General features: G+C 66.6%; 25 protein-coding genes. 19 read left to right on the forward strand and 6 right to left on the reverse strand.

From position 1 onward, the window contains the following. Positions 1-40: 40 nt before the first annotated feature. The gene (locus tag O0J15_RS14910; RefSeq protein ID WP_308305871.1) at positions 41-1,249 is read left to right on the forward strand and encodes an acetyl-CoA C-acyltransferase; all 1,209 of its coding nucleotides are present in this window, start codon (positions 41-43) and stop codon (positions 1,247-1,249) included. Between the two features lie 622 nt (positions 1,250-1,871). Here the strand turns inward: O0J15_RS14910 and O0J15_RS14915 are convergent. The 3 genes from O0J15_RS14915 to parE all read right to left on the reverse strand — a co-directional run bounded on the left by O0J15_RS14915 (position 1,872) and on the right by parE (position 6,100). After that, positions 1,872-3,368 (reverse strand): S10 family peptidase, encoded by a 1,497-nt coding sequence (locus O0J15_RS14915; protein WP_227852143.1) that lies wholly within the window; start codon positions 3,366-3,368, stop codon positions 1,872-1,874. A 110-nt stretch (positions 3,369-3,478) separates the two neighbouring features. After that, positions 3,479-4,057 (reverse strand): GNAT family N-acetyltransferase, encoded by a 579-nt coding sequence (locus tag O0J15_RS14920; RefSeq protein WP_019658887.1) that lies wholly within the window; start codon positions 4,055-4,057, stop codon positions 3,479-3,481. 153 nt (positions 4,058-4,210) lie between these two features. After that, entirely contained in the window at positions 4,211-6,100 is a 1,890-nt protein-coding gene (gene parE / locus O0J15_RS14925; RefSeq protein ID WP_019658886.1) for a DNA topoisomerase IV subunit B, read from the reverse strand. Between the two features lie 170 nt (positions 6,101-6,270). Here parE and O0J15_RS14930 point away from each other — a divergent pair, with 170 nt between their 5' ends. From O0J15_RS14930 to truD, 10 genes are all read left to right on the forward strand, one after another. Beyond that, positions 6,271-6,504 carry a hypothetical protein gene (locus O0J15_RS14930; protein ID WP_019658885.1) on the forward strand — a complete coding sequence of 78 codons (234 nt, stop codon included), beginning with the start codon at positions 6,271-6,273 and terminating at the stop codon, positions 6,502-6,504. Positions 6,505-6,904: 400 nt separating this feature from the next. Continuing rightward, positions 6,905-8,569 (forward strand): CTP synthase, encoded by a 1,665-nt coding sequence (locus O0J15_RS14935; protein WP_005416023.1) that lies wholly within the window; start codon positions 6,905-6,907, stop codon positions 8,567-8,569. A gap of 89 nt (positions 8,570-8,658) precedes the next feature. Continuing rightward, entirely contained in the window at positions 8,659-9,489 is an 831-nt protein-coding gene (gene kdsA / locus O0J15_RS14940) for a 3-deoxy-8-phosphooctulonate synthase (protein ID WP_010485995.1), read from the forward strand. Further along, positions 9,486-9,833, forward strand: coding sequence for a hypothetical protein (locus O0J15_RS14945; RefSeq protein WP_164145309.1), 348 nt, complete (start codon positions 9,486-9,488; stop codon positions 9,831-9,833). Before kdsA ends, O0J15_RS14945 begins: the two co-directional genes overlap by 4 nt. Beyond that, the gene (locus O0J15_RS14950; RefSeq protein ID WP_019658882.1) at positions 9,833-10,162 is read left to right on the forward strand and encodes a hypothetical protein; all 330 of its coding nucleotides are present in this window, start codon (positions 9,833-9,835) and stop codon (positions 10,160-10,162) included. Before O0J15_RS14945 ends, O0J15_RS14950 begins: the two co-directional genes overlap by 1 nt. A 96-nt stretch (positions 10,163-10,258) precedes the next feature. Further along, positions 10,259-11,551, forward strand: a complete 1,293-nt coding sequence (gene eno, locus O0J15_RS14955; RefSeq protein ID WP_308305872.1) for a phosphopyruvate hydratase — start codon at positions 10,259-10,261, stop codon at positions 11,549-11,551. A gap of 4 nt (positions 11,552-11,555) precedes the next feature. Continuing rightward, on the forward strand, positions 11,556-11,909 hold the full coding sequence (gene ftsB / locus O0J15_RS14960; protein ID WP_021204090.1) for a cell division protein FtsB: 354 nt from the start codon (positions 11,556-11,558) through the stop codon (positions 11,907-11,909). Beyond that, on the forward strand, positions 11,906-12,604 hold the full coding sequence (ispD, locus tag O0J15_RS14965; protein WP_019658880.1) for a 2-C-methyl-D-erythritol 4-phosphate cytidylyltransferase: 699 nt from the start codon (positions 11,906-11,908) through the stop codon (positions 12,602-12,604). The genes ftsB and ispD overlap by 4 nt, the downstream gene beginning before the upstream one ends. 34 nt (positions 12,605-12,638) lie before the next feature. Then, positions 12,639-13,136 (forward strand): 2-C-methyl-D-erythritol 2,4-cyclodiphosphate synthase, encoded by a 498-nt coding sequence (gene ispF / locus O0J15_RS14970; protein WP_021204089.1) that lies wholly within the window; start codon positions 12,639-12,641, stop codon positions 13,134-13,136. Next, positions 13,133-14,164 carry a tRNA pseudouridine(13) synthase TruD gene (gene truD / locus O0J15_RS14975; protein WP_164145311.1) on the forward strand — a complete coding sequence of 344 codons (1,032 nt, stop codon included), beginning with the start codon at positions 13,133-13,135 and terminating at the stop codon, positions 14,162-14,164. The genes ispF and truD overlap by 4 nt, the downstream gene beginning before the upstream one ends. A gap of 123 nt (positions 14,165-14,287) precedes the next feature. On the opposite strand, the gene O0J15_RS14980 is transcribed toward truD, so the two are convergent. Continuing rightward, complete coding sequence (locus O0J15_RS14980; RefSeq protein WP_019658878.1) at positions 14,288-14,827, reverse strand: Smr/MutS family protein; 540 nt, start codon at positions 14,825-14,827, stop codon at positions 14,288-14,290. 209 nt (positions 14,828-15,036) lie between these two features. On the opposite strand from O0J15_RS14980, the gene surE reads away from it, so the two are divergent. The 5 genes from surE (at position 15,037) to O0J15_RS15005 (ending at position 18,562) form a co-directional block, all read left to right on the forward strand. After that, on the forward strand, positions 15,037-15,816 hold the full coding sequence (gene surE, locus O0J15_RS14985; RefSeq protein WP_019658877.1) for a 5'/3'-nucleotidase SurE: 780 nt from the start codon (positions 15,037-15,039) through the stop codon (positions 15,814-15,816). Further along, positions 15,813-16,490, forward strand: a complete 678-nt coding sequence (locus O0J15_RS14990) for a protein-L-isoaspartate(D-aspartate) O-methyltransferase (protein ID WP_010485977.1) — start codon at positions 15,813-15,815, stop codon at positions 16,488-16,490. Before surE ends, O0J15_RS14990 begins: the two co-directional genes overlap by 4 nt. An 18-nt stretch (positions 16,491-16,508) precedes the next feature. Further along, positions 16,509-17,123 carry a YqaA family protein gene (locus O0J15_RS14995; protein WP_019658876.1) on the forward strand — a complete coding sequence of 205 codons (615 nt, stop codon included), beginning with the start codon at positions 16,509-16,511 and terminating at the stop codon, positions 17,121-17,123. Next, positions 17,120-17,902, forward strand: coding sequence for a peptidoglycan DD-metalloendopeptidase family protein (locus O0J15_RS15000; RefSeq protein ID WP_005416034.1), 783 nt, complete (start codon positions 17,120-17,122; stop codon positions 17,900-17,902). Before O0J15_RS14995 ends, O0J15_RS15000 begins: the two co-directional genes overlap by 4 nt. A gap of 171 nt (positions 17,903-18,073) precedes the next feature. Further along, positions 18,074-18,562, forward strand: a complete 489-nt coding sequence (locus O0J15_RS15005; RefSeq protein ID WP_308305873.1) for a hypothetical protein — start codon at positions 18,074-18,076, stop codon at positions 18,560-18,562. 28 nt (positions 18,563-18,590) lie between these two features. Here O0J15_RS15005 and O0J15_RS15010 read toward each other — a convergent pair whose 3' ends face one another. Continuing rightward, a complete protein-coding gene (locus O0J15_RS15010; protein ID WP_058980129.1) occupies positions 18,591-18,965 on the reverse strand; it encodes an Mth938-like domain-containing protein in 375 nt (124 codons plus the stop codon). 13 nt (positions 18,966-18,978) lie between these two features. Continuing rightward, complete coding sequence (gene yhbY / locus O0J15_RS15015; RefSeq protein WP_004152868.1) at positions 18,979-19,284, reverse strand: ribosome assembly RNA-binding protein YhbY; 306 nt, start codon at positions 19,282-19,284, stop codon at positions 18,979-18,981. A 65-nt stretch (positions 19,285-19,349) separates the two neighbouring features. Between yhbY and rlmE the strand changes: the two genes are divergently transcribed. The 3 genes from rlmE (at position 19,350) to O0J15_RS15030 (ending at position 22,273) form a co-directional block, all read left to right on the forward strand. Continuing rightward, a complete protein-coding gene (gene rlmE, locus O0J15_RS15020; protein ID WP_005409014.1) occupies positions 19,350-19,982 on the forward strand; it encodes a 23S rRNA (uridine(2552)-2'-O)-methyltransferase RlmE in 633 nt (210 codons plus the stop codon). 69 nt (positions 19,983-20,051) lie between these two features. Beyond that, complete coding sequence (gene ftsH, locus O0J15_RS15025; RefSeq protein WP_058980127.1) at positions 20,052-21,986, forward strand: ATP-dependent zinc metalloprotease FtsH; 1,935 nt, start codon at positions 20,052-20,054, stop codon at positions 21,984-21,986. A 101-nt stretch (positions 21,987-22,087) separates the two neighbouring features. Next, positions 22,088-22,273, forward strand: coding sequence for a hypothetical protein (locus tag O0J15_RS15030; RefSeq protein WP_019658870.1), 186 nt, complete (start codon positions 22,088-22,090; stop codon positions 22,271-22,273). Positions 22,274-22,742 lie beyond the last annotated feature (469 nt).

Genomic DNA, 22,742 nt, shown 5'->3' on the forward strand with positions numbered 1-22,742 from the left:
GGGGCGGCACTCCGGCTAAAAAATTCAAGAGATCACTGCAATGACCAAGCAAATCCAGGACGCCTACATCGTCGCCGCCACCCGCACCCCGGTGGGCAAGGCGCCCAAGGGCATGTTCCGCAACACCCGCCCCGACGACATGCTTGCGCACGTGCTGCGCAGCGTCGTCGCCCAGGCCCCGGGCGTGGACGTCAACCGCATCGATGACGCGATCATCGGCTGCGCCATGCCCGAAGCCGAGCAGGGCATGAACGTGGCGCGCATCGGCGTGCTGCTGGCTGGCCTGCCAAACACCATCGCCGCGCAGACCGTGAACCGCTTCTGCTCCTCCGGCCTGCAGGCCGTGGCGCAGGCCGCCGACGCGATCCGCCTGGGCAACGCCGACCTGATGCTGGCCGGTGGCACCGAGTCGATGTCGATGGTGCCGATGATGGGCAACAAGATCGCCATGGCGCCGAGCGTGTTCGACAACGACCACGTGGCCATCGCCTACGGCATGGGCATCACTGCCGAGAAGGTCGCCGAAGAGTGGAAGGTCTCGCGTGAAGACCAGGACGCCTTCGCCCTCGCCTCGCACCAGAAGGCCATGGCCGCGATCCAGAACGGCGAGTTCAAGGACGAGATCAGCCCGTACGAGATCGTCTCGCACCTGCCGGACCTGGCCGACGGCCAGCGCATCATCACCCGCAACAAGATCGCCGACACCGACGAAGGCCCCCGCCCGGACTCCTCGGCCGAAGGCCTGGCCAAGCTGCGCCCGGTGTTCCGCAACGGCCAGTTCGGCGGCACCGTCACTGCTGGCAACTCGTCGCAGATGAGCGATGGCGCCGGTGCCGTGCTGCTGGCCTCGGAACAGGCGATCAAGGAGTACGGCCTGACCCCGCTGGCCCGTTTCGTCAGCTTCTCGGTGGCCGGGGTGCGCCCGGAAGTGATGGGCATCGGCCCGATCGCCGCGATCCCGAAGGCACTGAAGCAGGCGGGCCTGACCCAGGACCAGCTGGACTGGATTGAACTGAACGAAGCGTTCGCCGCGCAGTCGCTGGCGGTGATCCGCGATTGCGGCCTGGACCCGGCCAAGGTCAACCCGCTGGGCGGCGCGATTGCCTTGGGCCACCCGCTGGGTGCAACCGGCGCGATCCGTACCGCAACCCTGCTGCACGGCCTGCGTCGTCGCCAGCAGAAGTACGGCATGGTGACCATGTGCATCGGCACCGGCATGGGCGCGGCGGGTATTTTCGAAGCGCTGTAAGGTTCAAAGCGTTGCCGGCTGATTGTTGGTTGGCTGTGGGGCCCGGGTGGGTGAGGCTGCCCGGGACACGCCGTAAACCCGTCCCTGGGGGCTTGGCAGCGGCTTGCTAGCGTGCGCAATCCTGCGCACGCAGCAAGGCCGGGGTTGGGCGTCCTGCCCAACCCGCCAGGCGCATGCGCCTGGCCCATGCCGGTGACAGTCCCGGTCAGCCTCACCCACCCGCGCCACCCAACATTCCGCGCGGCGGAGGGGTGAGCAAAGGCAGGGTCAAAGTCTGGGGTCAGAGCCCTTTGCTGCGCAAAGGGATCCGACCCCGACTCGACGCTCGCGGAAACAAAAAAGGCAGCCATCGGCTGCCTTTTTGCTTTTGCTCTTGCCCTTGATTCCGCCCTTCCCGTCCGCGCCAGCAGGAAACCTGACAGGCGGGGCGGGTGGGCCTTTGCAGGACCGTTCGCCGCATGGATGCGGCGACCGAGCCCCCATGGACGGGTTTACGGCGTGTCCTGCATATCCACCCCACCTCGCCAGCCCTCAGGAAGCCCGCTTTTGCAGTTATCTTGCCGTGGACCTTGCCGTTGCCGTTGATCCGGCGGGTGCCGGGCCGCAGGCCCGGCCGAACCCCTCAATTACGCTGGAACAGCGCCTGCACATCCCTGCGGAACGCCGCCTGGCTGTCGGCCCGGCTGTAGAACATGTGCCCGCCCGGATAACTGCGCACCTGCACCCGGTCCGGATTGCTGCCCATCGTCGGCATCTGGTCCACGGTCAGGATCGAACCCATGAACGGGCACGACAGGTCGTTCCAGCCATGCACGATCAGCACCTGCAGGTGCGGGTCGATCGCCACCGCCTGGCGCAGCTGGGTCACCGCGCCCTGGCGCAGCTCGCCGTTGCGGTCCCACAGCCGGTTCACGTCGTAATTCAGCGCCTGGTAGCGCGCATCCACCTTCCAGCCGACCACGCGCGTCACGAAGTCGACCATCGCCGTGGTGGTCGGCGCGATGATGCTGTCCAGCAGCGGATCGTTGGCGCGCTGCTCCGGATCGTTCGGGAACGGATCGAACGCGGTCACATTGGAATCGTAACGGCTGCCCAGCGTGCCCTTGTCGCGGAATACTTCGCGCAGGTAGGCCTGCGTTTCCAGGCGGCCACCGGCACGGCGCACGAACTGCGGCTCCAGGCCGGTCAGTTCGGTCACCCGGCGCAGCATCGCCTCGGTTGCCTGCGGATCGCTACGGCCTTTCATCAGGGCGGTGGCGTAGTCGCCACGGGTGTATTCCACTACTTCGCGCATCGCTGCATCGGTCAGTTTGCCCTGGCGCTCCAGGTGCGCGGCGGCGATCGACGGCAGGGTCTGCATCCACGCCATCGGCGAGACATCGGCGTTGTCTTCCAGGGTCGGGCTCAGGTACGGCGAGACCAGTACCAGGCCGTTCATCGCCACGCCCAGCCGGGTCTGCAGGTAGTGGGTGATGCGCGGGCCGCGATAGCCGCCGTAGCTCTCGCCAGTCAGGTACTTGCGCGACGCCATGCGCTGGTTGCGCAGCAGCCAGTCGTAGATCGAGCGTGACAGGTATTCGATGTCGGCGCTGGGGTTGTACAGTGCCTTCTTCGCTTCATCGTCGCCGATCCGCGCGCGGCTGAAGCCGGTGCCGACCGGATCGATGAACACCAGGTCGGTGAAGTCCAGCCAGGTGCCGGGGTTGTCGTGCAGCGTGGCCGGCGCCGACGCGCTGTCACCCTCGGAGCCGAAGGTCACCACCTTGGGTCCGATCGCGCCCATGTTGAGGTACACCGACGACGCGCCGGGACCGCCATTGAGCGCGAAGGTCACCGGCCGGTCCTTGCCCGGCATCGTATAGGCGGTGAACACCACATCGGCGATCACCTTGCCCTTGGCATCGCGTACCGGCAGGGTGCCGACGGTGGCGGTGTAGTCCAGGGTGCGGCCGGCCAGGCGCATGCTCTGGCGGGCTGAGGCGTCTGCGGGCAACGCAGGCGCCTCGGTCTTGTCGTCTTTCGGATCGGGCTTGGCGTCGGCATCAGGCGCGGCCAGCACGCTGGCTGGGGCGATGAGCAGGCCGACGCAGAGCGCGGCAGTGTGCAGCAGGGACTTCATGGCACCGGGTGGGCAGCGGAAGGGGATTCCGATGCTAGGCCGGTGGCGGCCCATGTCGTATGTGTCCAAAGACATGGCCGTGCGTTGAGCCCGCTACTGGCCAGATTGGGTCAAGCGGGCAGGGTGGCGGCCGCTTCGTCATCGGCCAGCAGGCCATAGACGGCCGAGTCGGCCAGTTCCCCCTGGATCCGCCAGCGCTGGCGCAGCACTCCCTCGCGGCGGAAGCCCAGGCGTTCGAGCACGTGCGCGGAGGGTGCGTTGCGCGGGTCGATCTCGGCTTCCACGCGATGCAGGTGGAGGGTGCCGAACAGGTAGGCCAGTACCTGCTGCAGGGCCTCGTGCATGTAGCCCTGGCCCTGGCGATCCGGTGCCAGCAGGTAGCCGATCTCGGCGCGTGCCGCATCGCGGTCCAACGCAAACACCACGCAGATGCCCAGCAACGGGCCGTCCAGCGTTTCGCGCACGGCCAGCTTGAGCTGGGTGCCGGTGGCCTGTGCCGCCAGGTCATCGTCGATCTGCGCGCGTGCCTCGGACGGTCGTGTCCATGCAGGATGGTTCCAGAACCGCATCACGTCCGGATCGGACTGGATTGCGAACAGGGCGGCCGCATCGTCGCGGCGGATCGGGCTCAGGACGAGGCGCGCGCTGTGCAGCGGCAGGCCGGGAAACAGCAGGGAGTGGCTGGCCAATACGTTGGTCCACACGGATGGACGCGCATTATGGCGCCGCCGGGTTTGCCGATGGGGGTGGGATCTCTGTAGAGCCGAGCCGATGCTCGGCTGCCCGGCACGGCGCGGAATGCAGCCGAGCGTGGGCTCGGCTCTACAGGAGGGCTGCGGGAGTCAGACTTCCAGCGAAGCCAGGTCGCCCTTCGACTCCAGCCAGCCCTTGCGGTCGGAGGCGCGCTTCTTGGCCAGCAGCATGTCCATCAGCGAACTTGTCTGCTCGCGATCGTCCACGGTCAGCTGCACCAGCCGGCGCGTATCGGGGTGGATGGTCGATTCACGCAGCTGAGGCGGGTTCATCTCGCCCAGGCCCTTGAAGCGGGTCACGTTGATGGCGCCCTTGATCTTCTCGCGTTCGATCTTGTCCAGCATCGAGCGCTTTTCTTCCTCGTCCAAGGCATAGAACACCTGCTTGCCCACGTCGATGCGGAACAGTGGCGGCATGGCCACGAACACGTGGCCGGCATCGACCAGCGCAGGGAAGTGCCTGAGGAACAGCGCGGTCAGCAGTGTTGCGATGTGCAGGCCGTCGGAGTCCGCGTCGGCCAGGATGATGACCTTGCCGTAGCGCAGGCCGCTGATGTCGTCCTTGCCCGGGTCGCAGCCGATCGCGATCGCCAGGTTGTGCACTTCTTCCGAGGCCAGCACGCTGTTGGAGGAAACCTCCCAGGTGTTCAGGATCTTGCCGCGCAACGGCATGATGGCCTGGAAATCCTTGTCGCGGGCCTGCTTGGCGCTGCCGCCTGCCGAATCACCTTCCACCAGGAACAGCTCGGTGCGCGACAGGTCCTGGCTGATGCAGTCGGCCAGCTTGCCGGGCAGGGCCGGGCCCTGGGTGACCTTCTTGCGGACGACCAGCTTTTCGGTCTTCAGGCGGGCGCTGGCGCGCTCGATGGCGATCTGCGCGATCTTCTCGCCCAGCTCCACGTTCTGGTTGAGCAGCAGGCTGAAGGCATCATGGGCGGCACCTTCGATGAAGCCAGCCGCCTGGCGTGAGGACAGGCGTTCCTTGGTCTGGCCGCTGAACTGCGGGTCGGTCATCTTCAGCGACAGCACGAACGACACGCGGTCCCACACGTCTTCCGGGGCCAGCTTGACGCCACGCGGCAGCAGGTTGCGGAAGTCGCAGAACTCGCGCAGCGCCTCGGTCAGGCCGGTACGCAGGCCGTTGACATGGGTGCCGTGCTGGGCGGTGGGGATCAGGTTGACGTAGCTTTCCTGCACCAGCTCGCCTTCCGGCAGCCAGGCCACTGCCCAGTCCACGACCTCGGTGTCCTTCTTCAGGCTGCCGACGAACAGCTCGGCCGGCAGCATCTCGCGATCACCCAGCTCCAGCTTCAGGTAATCGCGCAGGCCGTCTTCGTAGTACCAGGTATCGACTTCACCGGTGGCTTCATCGGTCAGCTTCACGGTCAGGCCCGGGCACAGCACGGCCTTGGCGCGCAGCAGGTGCTTGAGCGCGCGCACCGCGAACTTCGGCGTATCGAAGTACTTCGGGTCCGGCCAGAAGCGCACGCGGGTACCGGTGTTCTTCTTGCCGACGCTGCCAACTACTTCCAGCGGTGTGGCGCGGTCGCCATTGCGGAAGGTGATGCGGTGTTCGGCACCGTCGCGCTTGATGTGCACTTCCACCAGGGTCGACAGCGCGTTGACCACGCTGACGCCGACGCCGTGCAGACCACCGGAGAAGGTGTAGTTGTTGTTGCTGAACTTGCCGCCGGCATGCAGGCGGGTGAGGATCAGCTCGACGCCCGGGATCTTTTCTTCGGGATGGATGTCCACCGGCATGCCGCGGCCGTCATCGCTGACCTCCACGCTGCCGTCCTTGTACAGGGTGATCTCGATCGAGCGGGCGTGGCCGGCGAGGGCCTCGTCCACCGAGTTGTCGATCACTTCCTGCGCCAGGTGGTTCGGGCGCGCGGTGTCGGTATACATGCCGGGACGGCGCTTGACCGGGTCAAGGCCGGACAGGACTTCAATATCGGCGGCGTTATAACGGGCGTTCATCTGTCTTCGAAAGCTTGGAGCGACGGGCAAGTGTGGGGTCTGGCACGGGATTTTGCACGCCTGCGGTTCAGTCTCGGCGACGCAGAGGGGGTAAAATGGCAGCCGCTGGAATCTGAACGCCGGCGCTCCGTTGGATCAGAACGTCCAAGCCATACCGCGAGGAGGACTCCATGAAGAAGTTGCTGACCATTGCGATCCTGGCCGCTGCCGCCGTTGCAGTGCCGCTGGTGGTGGCGCAGAACGCCGGCCAGTCGGCCCCGCAACAGGGTGATCAGGCCGACAAGGCCCAGGCCGAGGCCGATGCAAAGGCCAAGCGCCGGGCCCAGGCCAATGCCCAGATGAAGGCGCAGGGCCAGCCGGCCCCGCAGCAGGAAGAGGAAGAGGAAGCGCGCAAGAAGCGCTGATCCTGCAGCCTGCCAGGCGCCCTTGCGACAAGGGTTGCGCTCCGGAACGCCCCGCTCAGCGGGGCGTTTCTTTTTGGGAACGTGGCGTCTGCCCCTTGGGTTGGCGGCCATCAATCTGTAAACTATGGCTTTCCGGGAGTAAGTGCGTGTCCACCATTTGCGAATGGGCTGGAGCGGCCAAGCGTGGCTTCCAGCATGGCGGGTCGCAGGTGACGGTCGATTTGGCCGGCACGGCCGCCCCGACCTCGCACGATGGTTCCGGTCCGGCGCCTGCCGCCGCACGGATCCGCACCTCCCTCGCTGCCTCAGCGAACCGGAAAACCCCCTCTGAGCACCATGCCCGCCCTCCGGGTGCGCGTGGTGCTGCCGTTTTCCATTTCCAGACAGGATGCTTGCAGCCATGACTCCCTTGATTTTCGTAACCGGCGGCGTGGTGTCCTCGCTCGGCAAAGGCATTGCCGCCGCGTCGCTGGCCGCCATTCTTGAAGCCCGTGGCCTGAAGGTCACGATGATGAAGCTCGACCCGTACATCAACGTCGACCCGGGCACCATGAGCCCGTTCCAGCACGGTGAGGTCTACGTCACCGACGACGGCGCGGAGACCGACCTCGACCTGGGCCACTACGAGCGCTTCGTGCGCACCCGCCTGAGCCGCAAGAACTCGGTCACCACCGGGCGCATCTACGAGAACGTGATCCGCAAGGAGCGCCGCGGCGACTACCTGGGCGCGACCGTGCAGGTCATTCCGCACATCACCGACGAGATCCGTCGCTGCATCGACGAAGCCACCGAAGGCTACGACGTGGCACTGGTCGAGATCGGCGGCACCGTGGGCGACATCGAGTCGCTGCCGTTCCTGGAGGCGATCCGCCAGGTGCGCACCGAACGTGGCCCGGAGAAGGCGCTGTTCATGCACCTCACCCTGGTGCCGTACATCGGTGCCGCCGGTGAGCTGAAGACCAAGCCGACCCAGCACTCGGTGAAGGAACTGCGCTCGATCGGCATCCAGCCGGACGTGCTGTTGTGCCGTTCAGAACAGGCGGTGCCGGATTCGGAGCGTCGCAAGATCGCCCAGTTCACCAACGTCTCCGAGCGTGCAGTGATCAGCGTGCCGGACGTGGACGTGCTGTACCGCATCCCGTCCGGCCTGCATGCACAGGGCCTGGACGAAATCGTGGTGAACCAGCTGAAGCTGGCCGACAAGGCCGGTCCGGTCGACCTGTCGATGTGGGAAGACGCGGTCGATGCGACCCTGCACCCGCTGGACGAAGTGACCATCGCCGTGGTCGGCAAGTACGTCGATCACCAGGATGCCTACAAGTCGGTCGGCGAGGCACTGAAGCACGGTGGCCTGCGCCAGCGCACCAAGGTCAACCTGAAGTGGCTGGAAGCACAGGACCTGGAAGGCACCGACATGGCTGCACTGGCCGATGTCGACGGCATCCTGGTACCGGGTGGCTTCGGTGACCGCGGCTTTGAAGGCAAGGTGCTGACCTCGAAGTTCGCCCGCGAGCAGCAGGTGCCGTACTTCGGCATCTGCTACGGCATGCAGGCGGCGGTGGTCGATTACGCGCGCAACGTGGTCGGCCTGGAAGGTGCCAACAGCACCGAGAACGATCGCCAGTCGCCGAACCCGGTGATCGGCCTGATCACCGAATGGCGCACCGCCAGCGGCGATGTCGAGAAGCGTGACGACAAGAGCGACCTCGGCGGCACCATGCGCCTGGGCCTGCAGGAACAACGCCTGAAGCCGGGCACACTGGCCCGCGAGCTGTACGGCAAGGACGTGGTCGCCGAGCGCCACCGCCACCGCTACGAGTTCAACAACCGCTACCGCACCCAGCTGGAAGATGCGGGCCTGGTGATCGCGGGCAAGTCGATGGACGACACCCTGGTGGAAGTGGTCGAACTGCCGCGCGATGCCCACCCGTGGTTCCTGGCCTGCCAGGCGCACCCGGAATTCCTGTCCACGCCGCGCGACGGCCACCCGCTGTTCATCGGTTTCATCCGTGCCGCGCGCGAGCGCAAGGCCGGCGGCAAGCTGCTTTCCGAAGCGCGCGCCTGACTTGTGAATGGGGGCGTGGGCCCCCATCCTGCATGCTTCAACCCCCAGCGCACCGGCCCGGCCGGTGCTGCGGACAACAAGGAAACGCCATGAAACTGTGTGGATTCGAGGTCGGGCTGGACCAGCCCCTGTTCCTGATCGCCGGCCCCTGCGTGATCGAGTCGATGCAGCTGCAGCTCGATACCGCCGGCAAGCTGAAGGAGATCACCGACAAGCTCGGCGTCAACTTCATCTTCAAGTCCAGCTTCGACAAGGCCAACCGCACTTCGGGTACCGCATTCCGCGGCCCGGGCATGGAAGAGGGTCTGAAGGTGCTGGCCGAAGTGAAGAAGCAGATCGGCGTGCCGGTGCTGACCGACGTCCACGAGTACACCCCGATGGATGAGGTGGCCTCGGTGGTGGATGTGCTGCAGACCCCGGCGTTCCTGGTCCGCCAGACCGACTTCATCCGCAAGGTGTGCTCGGCCGGCAAGCCGGTCAACATCAAGAAGGGCCAGTTCCTGGCGCCTTGGGACATGAAGCCGGTCGTGGAGAAGGCCAAGGCCACCGGCAACGAGCAGATCATGGTCTGCGAGCGTGGTGCCAGCTTCGGCTACAACAATCTGGTCAGCGACATGCGTTCGCTGGCGGTGATGCGCGAGACCGGTTGCCCGGTGGTGTTCGACGCTACCCATTCGGTGCAGCTGCCGGGCGGGCAGGGCACCAGTTCCGGTGGCCAGCGTGAGCACGTGCCGGTGCTGGCCCGTGCCGCCGTGGCGGTAGGCATCTCCGGCCTGTTCGCCGAGACCCATCCGGACCCGTCCAAGGCGCTGTCCGATGGCCCCAATGCATGGCCGCTGGACCAGATGGAAGCCCTGCTCGAGACCCTGATGGAACTGGACGCGGTGACCAAGAAGCACGGCTTCTCGCGCTTCGCGTGAGTCGTGACCCGTGGCTGGCGCTGGAAAACCAGCGCCGCCGCCGGCACTGGAAACAGTGGCCCTGGGGCCTGATCGCACTGGGCCTGGCCGTGCTGTTCACCGTGGGCATGTTCGGTCTGGCGCTGATCGGCGCCGCGTCAGTGCGCCCACCAGGTGATGGCGGCAGCGCGCTCAATCTGCGCGTGTACTTCATTGCGCTGCTGGTTGCAGAGCTGGTCGGCGCCGTGGGATGCGTCGCTGCCGCCGTACTGGCCTGGCGCCTGAACCGTGGCAAGGTGGCCGCCGGGTTGGCGATCATCCTGCTGTCGCTGTGGCTTGGCGCCCTGTTCTACGGACTGTTCTGATGAATGCGACCCTGGCAACCCGTGATCGGCCCTGGGGCCTGATCGCGCTGGCGCTGGCTGTTCTTGCCTGGGCCGGCCTGGTGGCAGCTGTATTCGCCTTCGCCGCCAGTTTCGGTTCGCCCGGGGATGGCAGCCATGGCATGCAGGCCATGCAGTACTGGATCTGGGCTGCACTGGCCATGCTCGTGCTGTCCTTCGTTGGCAGCCTGGTGGCGATGGTGATGGCCTGGCGTTGCCGCCGCGGCGGCGTAGTGGCGGCCATTGCTGGTGGCCTGCTGGTGGTGATGGTGTCGTTGATCCTGATGGTGATCGGGGCCACTCTGGCCTGACGGCGCCCACGCCATTTGGCAAGTGGCGGGCAGCCGGGGATAATCACGCGGCATTCGTTTTGTCGCCCCCTCTCCATACAGGTAACCGGCCCGACCATGAGTACGATCCGCAGCATCCACGCCCGTGAAATCCTCGACAGCCGTGGCAACCCCACGCTGGAAGCCGAAGTCATCCTGGAGGACGGTTCGTTCGGTCGTGCCGCGGTTCCCTCCGGCGCCTCGACCGGCACCAAGGAAGCGGTCGAGCTGCGTGATGGCGACAAGACCCGTTACCTGGGCAAGGGCGTGCGCAAGGCCGTCGACAACGTCAACACCACCATCGCCAACGCGCTGAAGGGTTTTGAAGCCACCGACCAGGCCGGCCTCGACCGTCGCCTGATCGATCTTGATGGCACCGAGAACAAGGGCCGCCTGGGCGCCAACGCGCTGCTGGGTGTTTCGATGGCCGCCGCGCACGCCGCCGCTGCATCGAACAAGCAGGCACTGTGGCAGTACCTGGCCGCCAAGACCGGCGTTACCCCGTCGCTGCCGGTGCCGATGATGAACATCATCAACGGCGGTGCGCATGCCGACAACAACGTGGACTTCCAGGAGTTCATGGTGCTGCCGGTCGGCTTCACCTCGTTCTCCGAAGCGCTGCGCGCCGGCACCGAAATCTTCCATTCGCTGAAGTCGGTGCTGAAGGGCCACGGCCTGAGCACGGCGGTGGGCGACGAAGGCGGTTTCGCGCCGGACTTCCGCAGCAACGTCGAAGCGCTGGACACCATCCTCGAAGCGATCGGCAAGGCCGGCTACACCGCCGGTGAAGACGTGCTGCTGGGCCTGGACGTGGCGTCAAGCGAATTCTTCGAGAACGGCAAGTACAACCTGGTCGGCGAGAACAAGCGCCTGACTTCCGAGCAGTTCGTCGACTTCCTCGCTGACTGGGCCGCGCAGTACCCGATCATCACGATTGAGGATGGCCTGGCCGAGAACGATTGGGCTGGCTGGAAGCTGCTGACCGACCGCATGGGCAAGAAGGTGCAGCTGGTCGGCGACGACCTGTTCGTGACCAACCCGAAGATCTTCCAGGAAGGCATCGACTCGGGCACCGCCAACGCGATCCTGATCAAGGTCAACCAGATCGGCACGCTCAGCGAAACCCTGGAAGCGATCGCCATGGCTGATCGTGCCGGCTACGCCGCCGTGGTCTCCCACCGCTCGGGTGAAACCGAAGACACCACCATCGCTGACATCGCCGTGGCTACCACCGCCACCCAGATCAAGACCGGCTCGCTGTGCCGCAGCGATCGCGTGGCCAAGTACAACCAGCTGCTGCGCATCGAGGAAGCCCTCGGCGCCGGCGCGCGTTACGCCGGTCGTGACGCGTTCGTTTCGCTGAAGCGCTGAGCCGATGCGCGACTGGCGCTGGATGCTGCTGGTGCTGGCCCTGTTGCTGGGCTGGCTGCAGTACCGCTTCTGGTTCGGTCCGGGCAATTCGGGTGAAGTGATGATGCTCGAAGCCCAGGTCGCCAACCAGGAGCGGGACAACGAGGGCCTGCAGCAGCGCAACGACGCGCTGGCCGCCGAAGTGAAGGACCTCAAGGAAGGCCAGTCCGCCATCGAGGAGCGCGCGCGCAGCGAGCTGGGCATGATCAAGCCTGGCGAGAAGTTCTACCGTGTGGTCGAGGATGCGCCGGTCCAACCGGCGCAACCTGCGCCAGGTGTCAGCGCCCAGGTCGGCGATCATCCGGCGGACGTGCCATGAGTGGGGCGATCTGGGTGGTGGTTCCGGCCGCCGGCCGTGGCGCCCGCTTCGGCGCACCGCTGCCCAAACAGTACCTGCAGGCCGGCGGGCAGATCCTGCTCGCCCATACCCTGGACGCGCTGCTGGCGCACCCGGCCGTGGCCGGCGCAATGGTGGTGATCGGACAGGACGACGGTGACTGGCCTGGCTGGAGTGAATGGGCCGGCAAGCCGGTGCTGACCTGCATCGGCGGCGCGACCCGTGCCGCCTCGGTGCTGGCCGGGCTGCAGGCCCTGCCGGACTCGGTGCGTGCCGATGAGTTCGTGCTGGTCCATGATGCGGCCCGGCCCAACCTGTCGCTGGCCGACCTTGGCCGCCTGCTTGAAGTCGGTCGTGCCGACCCGGTCGGGGCGATCCTGGCCGCACCGGTGCGCGACACCCTCAAGCGCGCGGGCGATGACGGTGGCATCGATGGCACCGAGCCGCGCGAGCGCCTGTGGCGTGCATTGACGCCGCAGCTGTTCCGCCGCCACCAGCTCAGCCGCGCGCTGTCCGAAGCCGCTGCCGCCGGTGTCGAAGTCACCGACGAGGCCATGGCCATGGAGCGCCAGGGCCAGCGCCCGCTGCTGGTGGAAGGCAGCGAGGACAACTTCAAGGTAACCACTCCGGCCGATCTCGACCGGTTCGAATTCGTACTTTCCCGCCGCGCCGGCTGATTGCCCGCGCGGCCCTGCTGCAAGGGTTGCATCCATGAGCACCGCACCGTTCCCGCCCGTCCGCATCGGCCAGGGCTACGACGTCCATGCCTTCGGTGAGGGCGATCACATCATGCTCGGTGGGGTGAACGTGCCGCACAGCTGTGGCGTGCTCGCGCACAGCGACGGCGACGTGATCCTGCATGCCCTGTGCGACGCGATGCTCGGTGCGCTGGCGCTGGGTGACATCGGCCAGCACTTCCCGCCGAGTGATGACCGCTGGAAGGGCGCTGACAGCAGCGATTTCGTCCGCCATTGCGACAGCCTGCTGCGCGAGCGTGGCTGGCGCGTCGGCAACACCGACATCACCGTGATCTGCGAGCGTCCGAAGGTCGGTCCGCATGCGCTGGCCATGCGTGAGCGCATCGGTGCGTTGCTGCAGCTGCCGCTGGATGCGGTCAGCGTCAAGGCCACCACCTCGGAGAAGCTGGGCTTTACCGGCCGTGGAGAAGGCATCGCCGCACAGGCGGTGGTGCTGCTGGTGGCGGCATGATCCCGCTGCCGCTTGCGTTTGGTGCGCCGTTGCTGTCGGCGCGCATCCGCACCACGCCGGAGGATTTCCAGGTCGACGAGTTGCCGGCGTTCGAGGCCACTGGCGAGGGCGAGCACCTGCTGCTGCACATCCGCAAGCGCGGTGCCAACACCGTGCATGTGGCCAAGCTGCTGGCCAAGTGGGCCGGCCTGCCGGAAATGGCGGTGAGCTACGCCGGCATGAAGGACCGCCATGCGGTCACCACCCAGCGCTTCAGCGTGCACCTGCCCAAGCGCATTGCTCCGGATCTGGCCGAGCTGGCCAGTGATGAGATCGAAGTGCTCGAAGCCACCTGGCACAACCGCAAGCTGCAGCGCGGCGCCTTGGCCGGCAACCGCTTCAAGCTGGTGCTGCGCGAGGTGCGGGGCGATGCTGCAGCGATCAGTGAGCGTTTGCAGCAGATTGCCAGCCGGGGCCTGCCGAACTGGTTCGGTGAGCAGCGCTTCGGCCGCGACGGCGGCAACGTGCCGGCCGCATTGGCGATGTTCGGGGGCCGCCGCATGCGCAAGGACCAGCGTTCGCTGCTGTTGTCTGCCGCCCGTTCGGCGCTGTTCAACCGCGTGCTGGCCGCGCGCGTGGAGCAGGGCAGCTGGGATCAGCCACTGGAGGGCGAAGTGTGGATGCTGGACGGCAGTCGCAGCGTGTTCGGCCCCGAGCCGTACACCGACGTGCTGGCCGAGCGCCTCGCGCGGTTCGACATCCATCCCAGCGCACCGTTGTGGGGCGAAGGCGAACTGCGCAGCGCCGACGCTGCACGTGAGCTGGAGCTGGCCGCGCTGGACGACGAGGAATCGAAGGCGCTGCGCGCTGGCCTGGAAGACGCACGGTTGAAACAGGAGCGCCGCGCGTTGCGCCTGCGCCCGGCGCTGCTGCAGCATCAGTGGCTGGCCGATGACGTGCTGGAACTCTCGTTCGCGCTGCCGCCGGGCTGCTACGCCACCGCTGTACTGCACGAGCTGGGCCCGGTCGAAGACGCCTCGCAGGCCTGAGCAGGGCGCGCGGTAGAGTCCACTGTCAGTCGACTTGCGCGCGCAGCGCGGGGTATTCGCTTGCCGCTGGAAGAGCAGTCGACTGACAGTCGACTCTACCTGGACTCATGGCGTCCCCTTTTTTCAGCGCCGCGCCAGCAGCACCAGTACCGCGCCGGTCCCGCCTTGCCCGGCCGGCGCTGAATGGAACGCCAGCACGTCGTTGCGCAGCCGCAGCAGGCGGTCAACCAGGTTCTTCAGCACCGGCGCACCGCCATCGGCTTGCAGGCCCTTGCCGTGGATGATGCGCACGCAGCCATACTCGTGTGCATGCGCTTCCAGCAGGAACTGGCGCAGCAGCGTCTCCGCCTGCGCGGCGGTGGCGCCGTGCAGGTCCAGCTCGTCCTGCACCGAGTACTGGCCACGCTTGAGGCGCTGGAACAGGCGTGGTGGCAGGTTGTCGCGTCGATAGCTGGCCACATCGCCGGCTTCCAGCGGGGTGCTGTCGCGCAGCAGCCGGGCGAACTCGCCGGCGGCGTCGGCCTCGTCACGTTCGGCCATCCGCGCACGCGGCTTCGGTCGCGGCGCGGCAGGTGCCGGCTCGGCATCCTTGCGCAGCGGCGTCACTTCGCCGATGGCCGCACGGAACAGCGCGGCGGGATCTTCGTCTTCAGGGTGCGACATGCGCACAGGGTAAACCGCCGGCGCAGGTCTGCCTATGACGGTTCGATGTCGGCCGTGACCGCCGGCAGGGTAGGACCGGCGGCTCGCATGCGGCACAATAGACGATGCGCTTGCAGGGTCGACGGCTTCCGCAGGGGAGCGCGGCGGTCCCGCTTACACTGCACGGTGACGGAATCGAATTCTTGGAAAATCAAGCGGTTAAATCGAAGATGCGAATCCTGGTCAGCAATGACGATGGTGTCGACGCTGCAGGCATCCGGATGCTTGCCTCGGTCCTGCGCGAGGCTGGGCACGAGGTTACGGTGGTCGCACCCGACCGCGATCGCTCCGGCGCCAGCAACTCGCTGACGCTGGATCTGCCGATACGGCTCAAGCGCATCGACCATTACACCGTCTCGGTGGCCGGCACCCCGACCGACTGCGTGCACCTGGCGCTGACCGGCCTGCTTGAATTCGAGCCCGACATTGTCGTGTCCGGCATCAACAACGTCGCCAACCTCGGTGATGACGTGATCTATTCCGGCACTGTTTCGGCGGCGATGGAAGGTCGCTTCCTGGGCCTGCCCGCCGTGGCGGTGTCGCTGGTCAGCCGCAACCACGATCCGAAGCACTACGAAACCGCTGCGCGCGCCGCGGTCGAGATCGTTGCACGGCTCAAGGCCGACCCGCTGCCGGCCGACACCATCCTCAACGTCAACGTGCCGGACCTGCCGTGGAGCGAGGTCAAGGGCTTCGAGGTCACGCGCCTCGGCAACCGCCATCGTGCCGAAGGCTGCATCGCGCAGAAGGATCCACGCGGCAACGAGGTGTACTGGATCGGCCCGGCCGGCCGCGAGCAGGACTCCGGCCCGGGTACCGATTTCCACGCCGTGCGCACCGGCCACATCTCGATCACGCCGATCCAGGTCGACCTCACCCGCTACCAGGCGCTGGAGAAGGTGGCCAGCTGGGTCGGCGGCCTCAGCGCAGCCCTGGACCAGCCGGCATGAGCCCACGCCTGCGCCTGCAACCGGAAGCTGTGGGTATCGGCATGACCTCGCAGCGCGTGCGTGACCGTCTGGTCGACCGCCTGCGCGAAGCCGGCATCGTCGACGAGCCGACCTTGAACGCGATCCGGGTGGTGCCGCGCCATCTGTTCATCGACGAAGCGCTGGCCTCGCGTGCCTACGAGGATACCGCGCTGCCCATCGGCCACGGCCAGACCATCTCTCAACCCTGGGTGGTAGCGCGGATGACCGAAGCGGTCCTCCAGGTCGCTCCCAAGCGCGTGCTGGAAGTGGGCACCGGTTCCGGGTACCAGGCCGCCATCCTCGGTGCGCTGGGCCTGGAGGTCTACACCGTGGAGCGCATCGGCGACCTGCTGCGCCAGGCGCGCAAGCGCTTCCGTGCGCTGGGCATGAACATCCGCACCAAGCATGACGACGGTCGCGTCGGCTGGGCCGAGCACGGTCCCTTCGATGCCATCGTGGTCACTGCGGCGGCGCCGGCACTGGTCGACGCGCTGATCGAGCAGCTGGCCGAGGGCGGCCGGCTGGTGGCGCCGGTCGGTGGTCCCGGGGCGCAGTCGCTGGTGCAGCTGGACCGCAAGGCCGACGGCAGCATCGAACAACACGTGCTGGCGCCGGTCACCTTCGTGCCGCTGCTGTCTGGCATGCTCGACTAATCCACGGAGCAGGGTTGCATGAAGATTTTCGGGCCGCTGTACGAGCGGGCGATGAAGTGGGCGGCGCACGAACGCGCGCCGACCTACCTGACGGTGTTGAGTTTCTTCGAAGCGATCATTTTCCCGGTGATGCCGGAGGTGATGCTGGCGCCGATGTGCGTGGCCCAGCCCAAGCGCGGCTGGTGGTTCGCCACCCTCAGCCTGGCCGGCTCGATGCTCGGCGCGCTGGTTGGCTATGCACTGGGTCACTACGCCTTCGAGGCAATCAAGCCGCTGTTCGAAGCGCTGGGCATGCTGCCGGCGATCGAGCAGGGCATCACCACCGTGCAGGCGAAGATGGCCGAGTCGCCCTGGGCGGTGTTCACCTTCCTGGTGCTGGGCGGATTCATGCCCATCCCGATGAAGGTCTTCACGTGGGCATCGGGTATCGTCGGCGTACCCATGCCGCAGTACCTGCTGAGCATGCTGATCGGTCGCGGCAAGCGCGTGTTCGTGCTGGCCGCGGTCATCCGTATCGGTGGTGCGCGTGCCGAAGCCGCACTGCGTCGCTGGATTGAACCGCTGGGCTGGATCGCCACCGTGCTGGTGGTGGTGCTGATCGCCTGGCTTGTATGGAGGTCGAAGTTCGCATGAATCCTGATCGTCTGAGCAAGGGAGTGCGCATCGGCGCGCTGGCGTTGCTGGTTTCCACACTGGCCGCCTGCGGTACCGCCACCGTGGTCCGCCCGGGCGGCGGCAACGCTGGCGGCGTGACCACGCCGAAGACCTCGGTACCCAAGCCCGGGCAGACCGTGGTGGTGCGCAAGGGCGACACCATCTATGCGCTGGCCCGCATCCATGACATCACCCCGGCCGACCTGATTGCCTGGAATCGTCTGGACAACCCGTCGACCATCTACCCCGGCCAGGTGATCCGCCTGTATCCGCAGGGGGCCACCAGCGGCCGTGCGCCGACCACGGTGGTCACCCCGCCGCGTTCGGCTGGCAGCAGTGGCGGCAGCACCGCGCCGGCCCCGGCGCCGGTCGGGCCGGTGAAGAGCAACATCGCCTGGCGCTGGCCAGCCGATGGCGCGATCGTCGGCCGCTACGTGGCCGGTGACGCGACCAAGCAGGGCGTCGACATCGCCGGCACCAGCGGCCAGCCGGTCAAGGCAACCGCCAACGGTGTGGTGGTGTACTCCGGTGCCGGCCTGGTCGGCTACGGCGAACTGATCATCATCAAGCACAGCGACCAGTGGCTGTCCGCCTATGGTCACAACCGCAAGCGCCTGGTCAATGAAGGGCAGAGCGTGAAGGCTGGCGAGCAGATCGCCGAAATGGGCCGCACCGGTGCGAACCGCGACATGGTCCACTTCGAGATTCGCTACAACGGCAAGCCGGTCGATCCGCAGCAGTACCTGCCGGCACGTTGACGCGGTTGGAACAGGGAGTGCCGGGCCATGCCTGGCGTTCCTGACCTGTAGAGCCGTGCTCGACTCAGCGACTGCGGAGCGGTCGTTTGCGATCCTGTGTGCCGCAGGCTCACCTTCACGGCGGACCGGATACCCGGCATTCTTGAGCGGTCCCAGTCGACCCGGTACCCCATGCTGCGTCCTGCTTCCGTTCTCGCCTTGCTGATCGCCGCGCCGCTGGTCACCGCGGCCAGCGATCCGCGCGACGTGGTCACCCGTCTTTACGCCGTAGTCCAGGCGCCGGCTTCAGATGAAGCGGCCATCCCGCCGTCGCTGGGCGATGCCCTGCGCTCGGCGGTCGATGCGCAGCATGCTTACGAGCGGGCCTGCACCGCGCTGGCCGCGCACGACGAGAAGCCGCACATGCTCGACCAGAGCCTTTATCTGCTGGCGCCGGACCGACCGGACACGGTCGCGGTGGGAATGGCCGAATCGAGGGGTGACGCGACCTGGATCCGCGTCGACATGGCAGTGGGCGACTATCGATGGACCGACCGGGTCCTGCTGCAGCGGCAGGACCGGGACTGGAAGGTCATGGATATCCGCTGGGGGCAGGGCGGCCACCTGATCGGCCGGCTCCAGGAGTTCTCGGCATTCCGCTGCGCGCCTTCAGGCCGCTAGGGGCCGGAGGCACCGGTGACTCGAGAACTCAGCCTTCCAGAATGAAAGCAGCCGCGACCTTGCGGCCTTCGCCGGCCAGGATGTTGAACGTACGCGCGGCGGCTGGATTGTTCATCACTTCCAGGCCGATGCCGCGTGACAGGCAGGCGGCCATCACCGCCGCCGGCGGGAACACCTGACGGTCACCCGTGCCGAGCACGATCAGCGCCGGGTTCAGCGCCAGGATCGGCTCCAGGTCAGCCAGCTGCAGCGCAGTGGCGCTCACCGCCGGCCATTGCGTGACCAGCTGGTCCGGGGTCAGGAAGAAACTGCTGCCCAGCACCTGGTCATTGACCTTGGCCGAGCGGCCATCGGCGGCGCGCAGGCTGTAGGCGTAGTCCGGCGGTTCGTGGTTCAGCTGCATGACGGTAGGGCGATCAGCCGCGCGGCAGCACGATCTGTCGCTGTTCCTTGCTCGGGCGGTACAGCACGGCGACGTGGCCGATGCGCTGCACCAGCGCGCTTTCGGTGGCTTCGACGATCTCGCCGATCATCACGTCACGGGCGTCGCGGTCTTCGGCAGCGACCTTCACCTTGACCAGCTCGTGGCGCTCCAGCACTTCGTTCAGCTCAGCGATGAAGGCCGGGGTCACACCCTTGCCGCCGGTCTGCAGCAGGGCCTTCAGGTCGTGGGCTTGGCCGCGCAGGAAACGGGTCTGGGAAGCGGTCAGGGCGATGGACATGCAGGAAAACACGGTTGAATGGGGCGATCAGGGTATCATGAGGACCCCATCAGCCCCTATTTTCAATGGCTACCCGCAGCAAAAGCAGCCAGCGCTGGCTCAAGGAACACTTCTCCGACCCCTTCGTGAAGAAGGCTCAGGCCGAAGGCATGCGTTCGCGCGCCGCCTACAAGCTCGAAGAGCTGCTGGAACGTGACCGGTTGCTGAAGCCGCACATGGTGGTGGTCGACCTCGGCGCGGCCCCAGGCGGCTGGTCTCAGCAGGTTCGGAGACAGATCGGCGACACCGGCCGCGTGCTGGCCCTGGATATCCTGGACATGCCGCCGCTGGCCGGCGTGGAGTTCCTTCATGGTGACTTCAGGGAAGAAGCCGTCCTATCGCAGTTTGAAGCCATGCTCGGGGATCAGCCGGTAGACCTTGTGCTGTCGGACATGGCCCCCAATAAGAGTGGTGTGGGTGCGGTCGACCAGCCGCGGATGATGCACCTGGCGGAGCTGGCCCTGGATTTTGCCGACAACCACCTCAAGACCGGTGGGGCGTTCCTGATCAAGCTGTTCCAGGGTGAAGGCTTTGACGACTACGTGCGCGACATGCGCCGCCGGTACGACAAGGTCTCCATCCGCAAGCCGGAAGCCTCGCGCAAGCGCTCTCCCGAGGTGTATGCCTTGGGTCAGGGAAAACGCGCCCACATGAAGTAAGCTCGCAATGTACGCAAGTTCGACCCCCACGCAACGCCAGCACTGAGAGGAACACCGGAGCCAATGAGGATGAACGACTTGACCAAGAACCTCCTGCTATGGGTGGTCGTCGCCGTCGTGCTGATGGTGGTCTTCCAGAGCTTCTCGCCGAAGTCCTCCGGAGCCGGCGCGCAGGGCGCGTCGTACTCGCAGTTCCTGGACCAGGTGGACAGCGGCAACGTGCAGAAGGTCGCCTTCGGCGGCGACATGCGCGGCGGCACCAGCCAGCTGACCTACACCACCCGCGGCGGGCAGACATCCACCATCACCGCACCGTTCGATCGCGACCTGATCAACGTGCTGCGCACCAAGAACGTGGAGATCGTGCAGGAGGAGCCGTCCAGCGGCATTTCCCTCGGCGCGATCCTGATGAATTTCCTGCCGGTCATCCTGATCATCGGCTTCTGGTTGTTCATCATGCGCCAGATGCAGGGCGGCGGTGGCGGTGCCAAGGGCGCGATGTCCTTCGGCAAGTCGCGCGCCAAGCTGCAGGGCGAGGACCAGATCAAGGTCACCTTCGCCGACGTCGCCGGCTGCGACGAGGCCAAGGAAGAAGTGGGCGAGCTGGTCGACTTCCTGCGCGACCCGTCCAAGTTCACCAAGCTGGGCGGCAAGATTCCGCGCGGCGTGCTGATGGTGGGCCCGCCGGGTACCGGCAAGACGCTGCTGGCCAAGGCCATTGCCGGCGAAGCCAAGGTGCCGTTCTTCTCGATCTCCGGTTCGGACTTCGTGGAAATGTTCGTCGGCGTCGGCGCCAGCCGCGTGCGCGACATGTTCGAGCAAGCCAAGAAGCATGCCCCGTGCATCATCTTCATCGATGAAATCGACGCTGTCGGCCGCCACCGTGGCGCCGGCCTGGGCGGCGGCCACGACGAGCGCGAGCAGACCCTGAACCAGCTGCTGGTCGAGATGGACGGTTTTGAAGGCGGCGAAGGCGTGATCGTGATCGCCGCGACCAACCGTCCGGACGTGCTGGACCCGGCGCTGCTGCGCCCGGGCCGTTTCGACCGCCAGGTCGTGGTCGGCCTGCCGGACGTGAAGGGCCGCGAGCACATCCTGAAGGTCCACATGCGCAAGCTGCCGCTGGCCGACGACGTCGAGCCGATGGTGATCGCGCGCGGTACCCCGGGCTTCTCCGGCGCCGACCTGGCCAACCTCTGCAACGAGGCCGCCTTGTTCGCTGCGCGTGGCAACGAGAAGGAAGTCCGCATGGACCACTTCGACCGTGCCCGCGACAAGATCCTGATGGGCGCCGAGCGCCGCTCGATGGCCATGAGCGAAGAGGAGAAGACCCTCACCGCCTACCACGAAGCCGGTCACGCCATTGTCGGCCGTCTGGTACCCGAGCATGATCCGGTCTACAAGGTCACGATCATTCCGCGTGGCCGTGCGCTGGGTGTGACCATGTACCTGCCGGAAGGCGACAAGTACTCGATGAACCGCGTCGCGATCCAGTCGCAGCTGTGCTCGCTGTACGGCGGCCGCGTCGCCGAAGAGCTGATTTTCGGCGAGGACAAGGTCACCACCGGTGCCTCCAACGACATCGAGCGTGCCACCAAGATGGCCCGCAACATGGTCACCAAGTGGGGCCTGTCCGAGCAGCTCGGTCCGATCGCCTATGGCGAAGAGGACGATGAGGTGTTCCTGGGCCGGTCGGTTACCCAGCACAAGAGCGTGTCCAACGACACGGCGCGCCGTATCGACGAGGAAGTGCGCAATATCCTCGACAAGGCCTACGCCCGTACTACCCAGCTGCTGACCGAGAACATCGACAAGCTGCACGCGATGTCCCAGCTGCTGCTGCAGTACGAGACCATCGATGCGCCGCAGATCGACGCGATCATGGAAGGTCGTGATCCGCCGCCGCCGGCGGGCTGGAGCAAGTCGAACAAGGACGGTGGCAACGACAAGGGCGGCGACGCCCGTCCGCTGCCGCCGATCGCGGGCCCGGCCGAATCGCACTGACGGCCCGCTGCAGGTGCACCAGACGAGGCCGGGGCAACCCGGCTTCGTCGTTTCCGGGCCACTGGCCCATCCCGAAGATCCGATCTGACGCTGGAGCCCGCATGTCCGCCCCGAAGCCCGAACCGATTTCCCACACCGCCGAAATGGTCATCGCCACCGTGGTCGGCGTGGGTGTGGGCCTTGGGGCCGACAACCTGCTGCTGGGCTGCGTGGTGGGTATCGGTGTCGGCATTGTGTTGAGCATTGCCAGGACCCTGTACGTGGACCGCAAGCGCCGCCGCCACTGAGGAGGGGCGGCAGGGCTGCGCCCTGCACCCGTGGTAGTGCCGGCCGCTGGCCGGCAACCTCAACAGCAACAGAGGGCTTTCCGTAGGATGGCGGGGCGGTGTCGGAGTGCGAGGACGCTGCAAGTACGTCCCTGTAAGCTTGGCAGCCGCATCCATGCGGCTGACACCCCGCCCTCCGACACCGCCCCACCTCTGACAGATTCCTGCTGCTGTTGGTAGGTGTCGACCTTGGTCGACACGTAGATCCACGCCATGCGTGGATGAATCTCCATCTAAATCGAACATCTCGATATCCGGGAGATCTGAGCCGAGCATGGCTCGGCTCTACAGAAAACAAGGCCCGACAGATCGTGGAAATCTGTCGAAGGCGGGGTGGGTCCGGTTGCGGGGGCGTAAGCCGCATGGATGCGGCAACCGAGCTTACATGGACGTACTTGCAGCGGCCCCCGCAACCGGACCCACCCCGCCA

This window comes from Stenotrophomonas sp. Sm10 (assembly GCF_030985515.1).
Classification (GTDB): Bacteria; Pseudomonadota; Gammaproteobacteria; order Xanthomonadales; family Xanthomonadaceae; genus Stenotrophomonas; species Stenotrophomonas hibiscicola.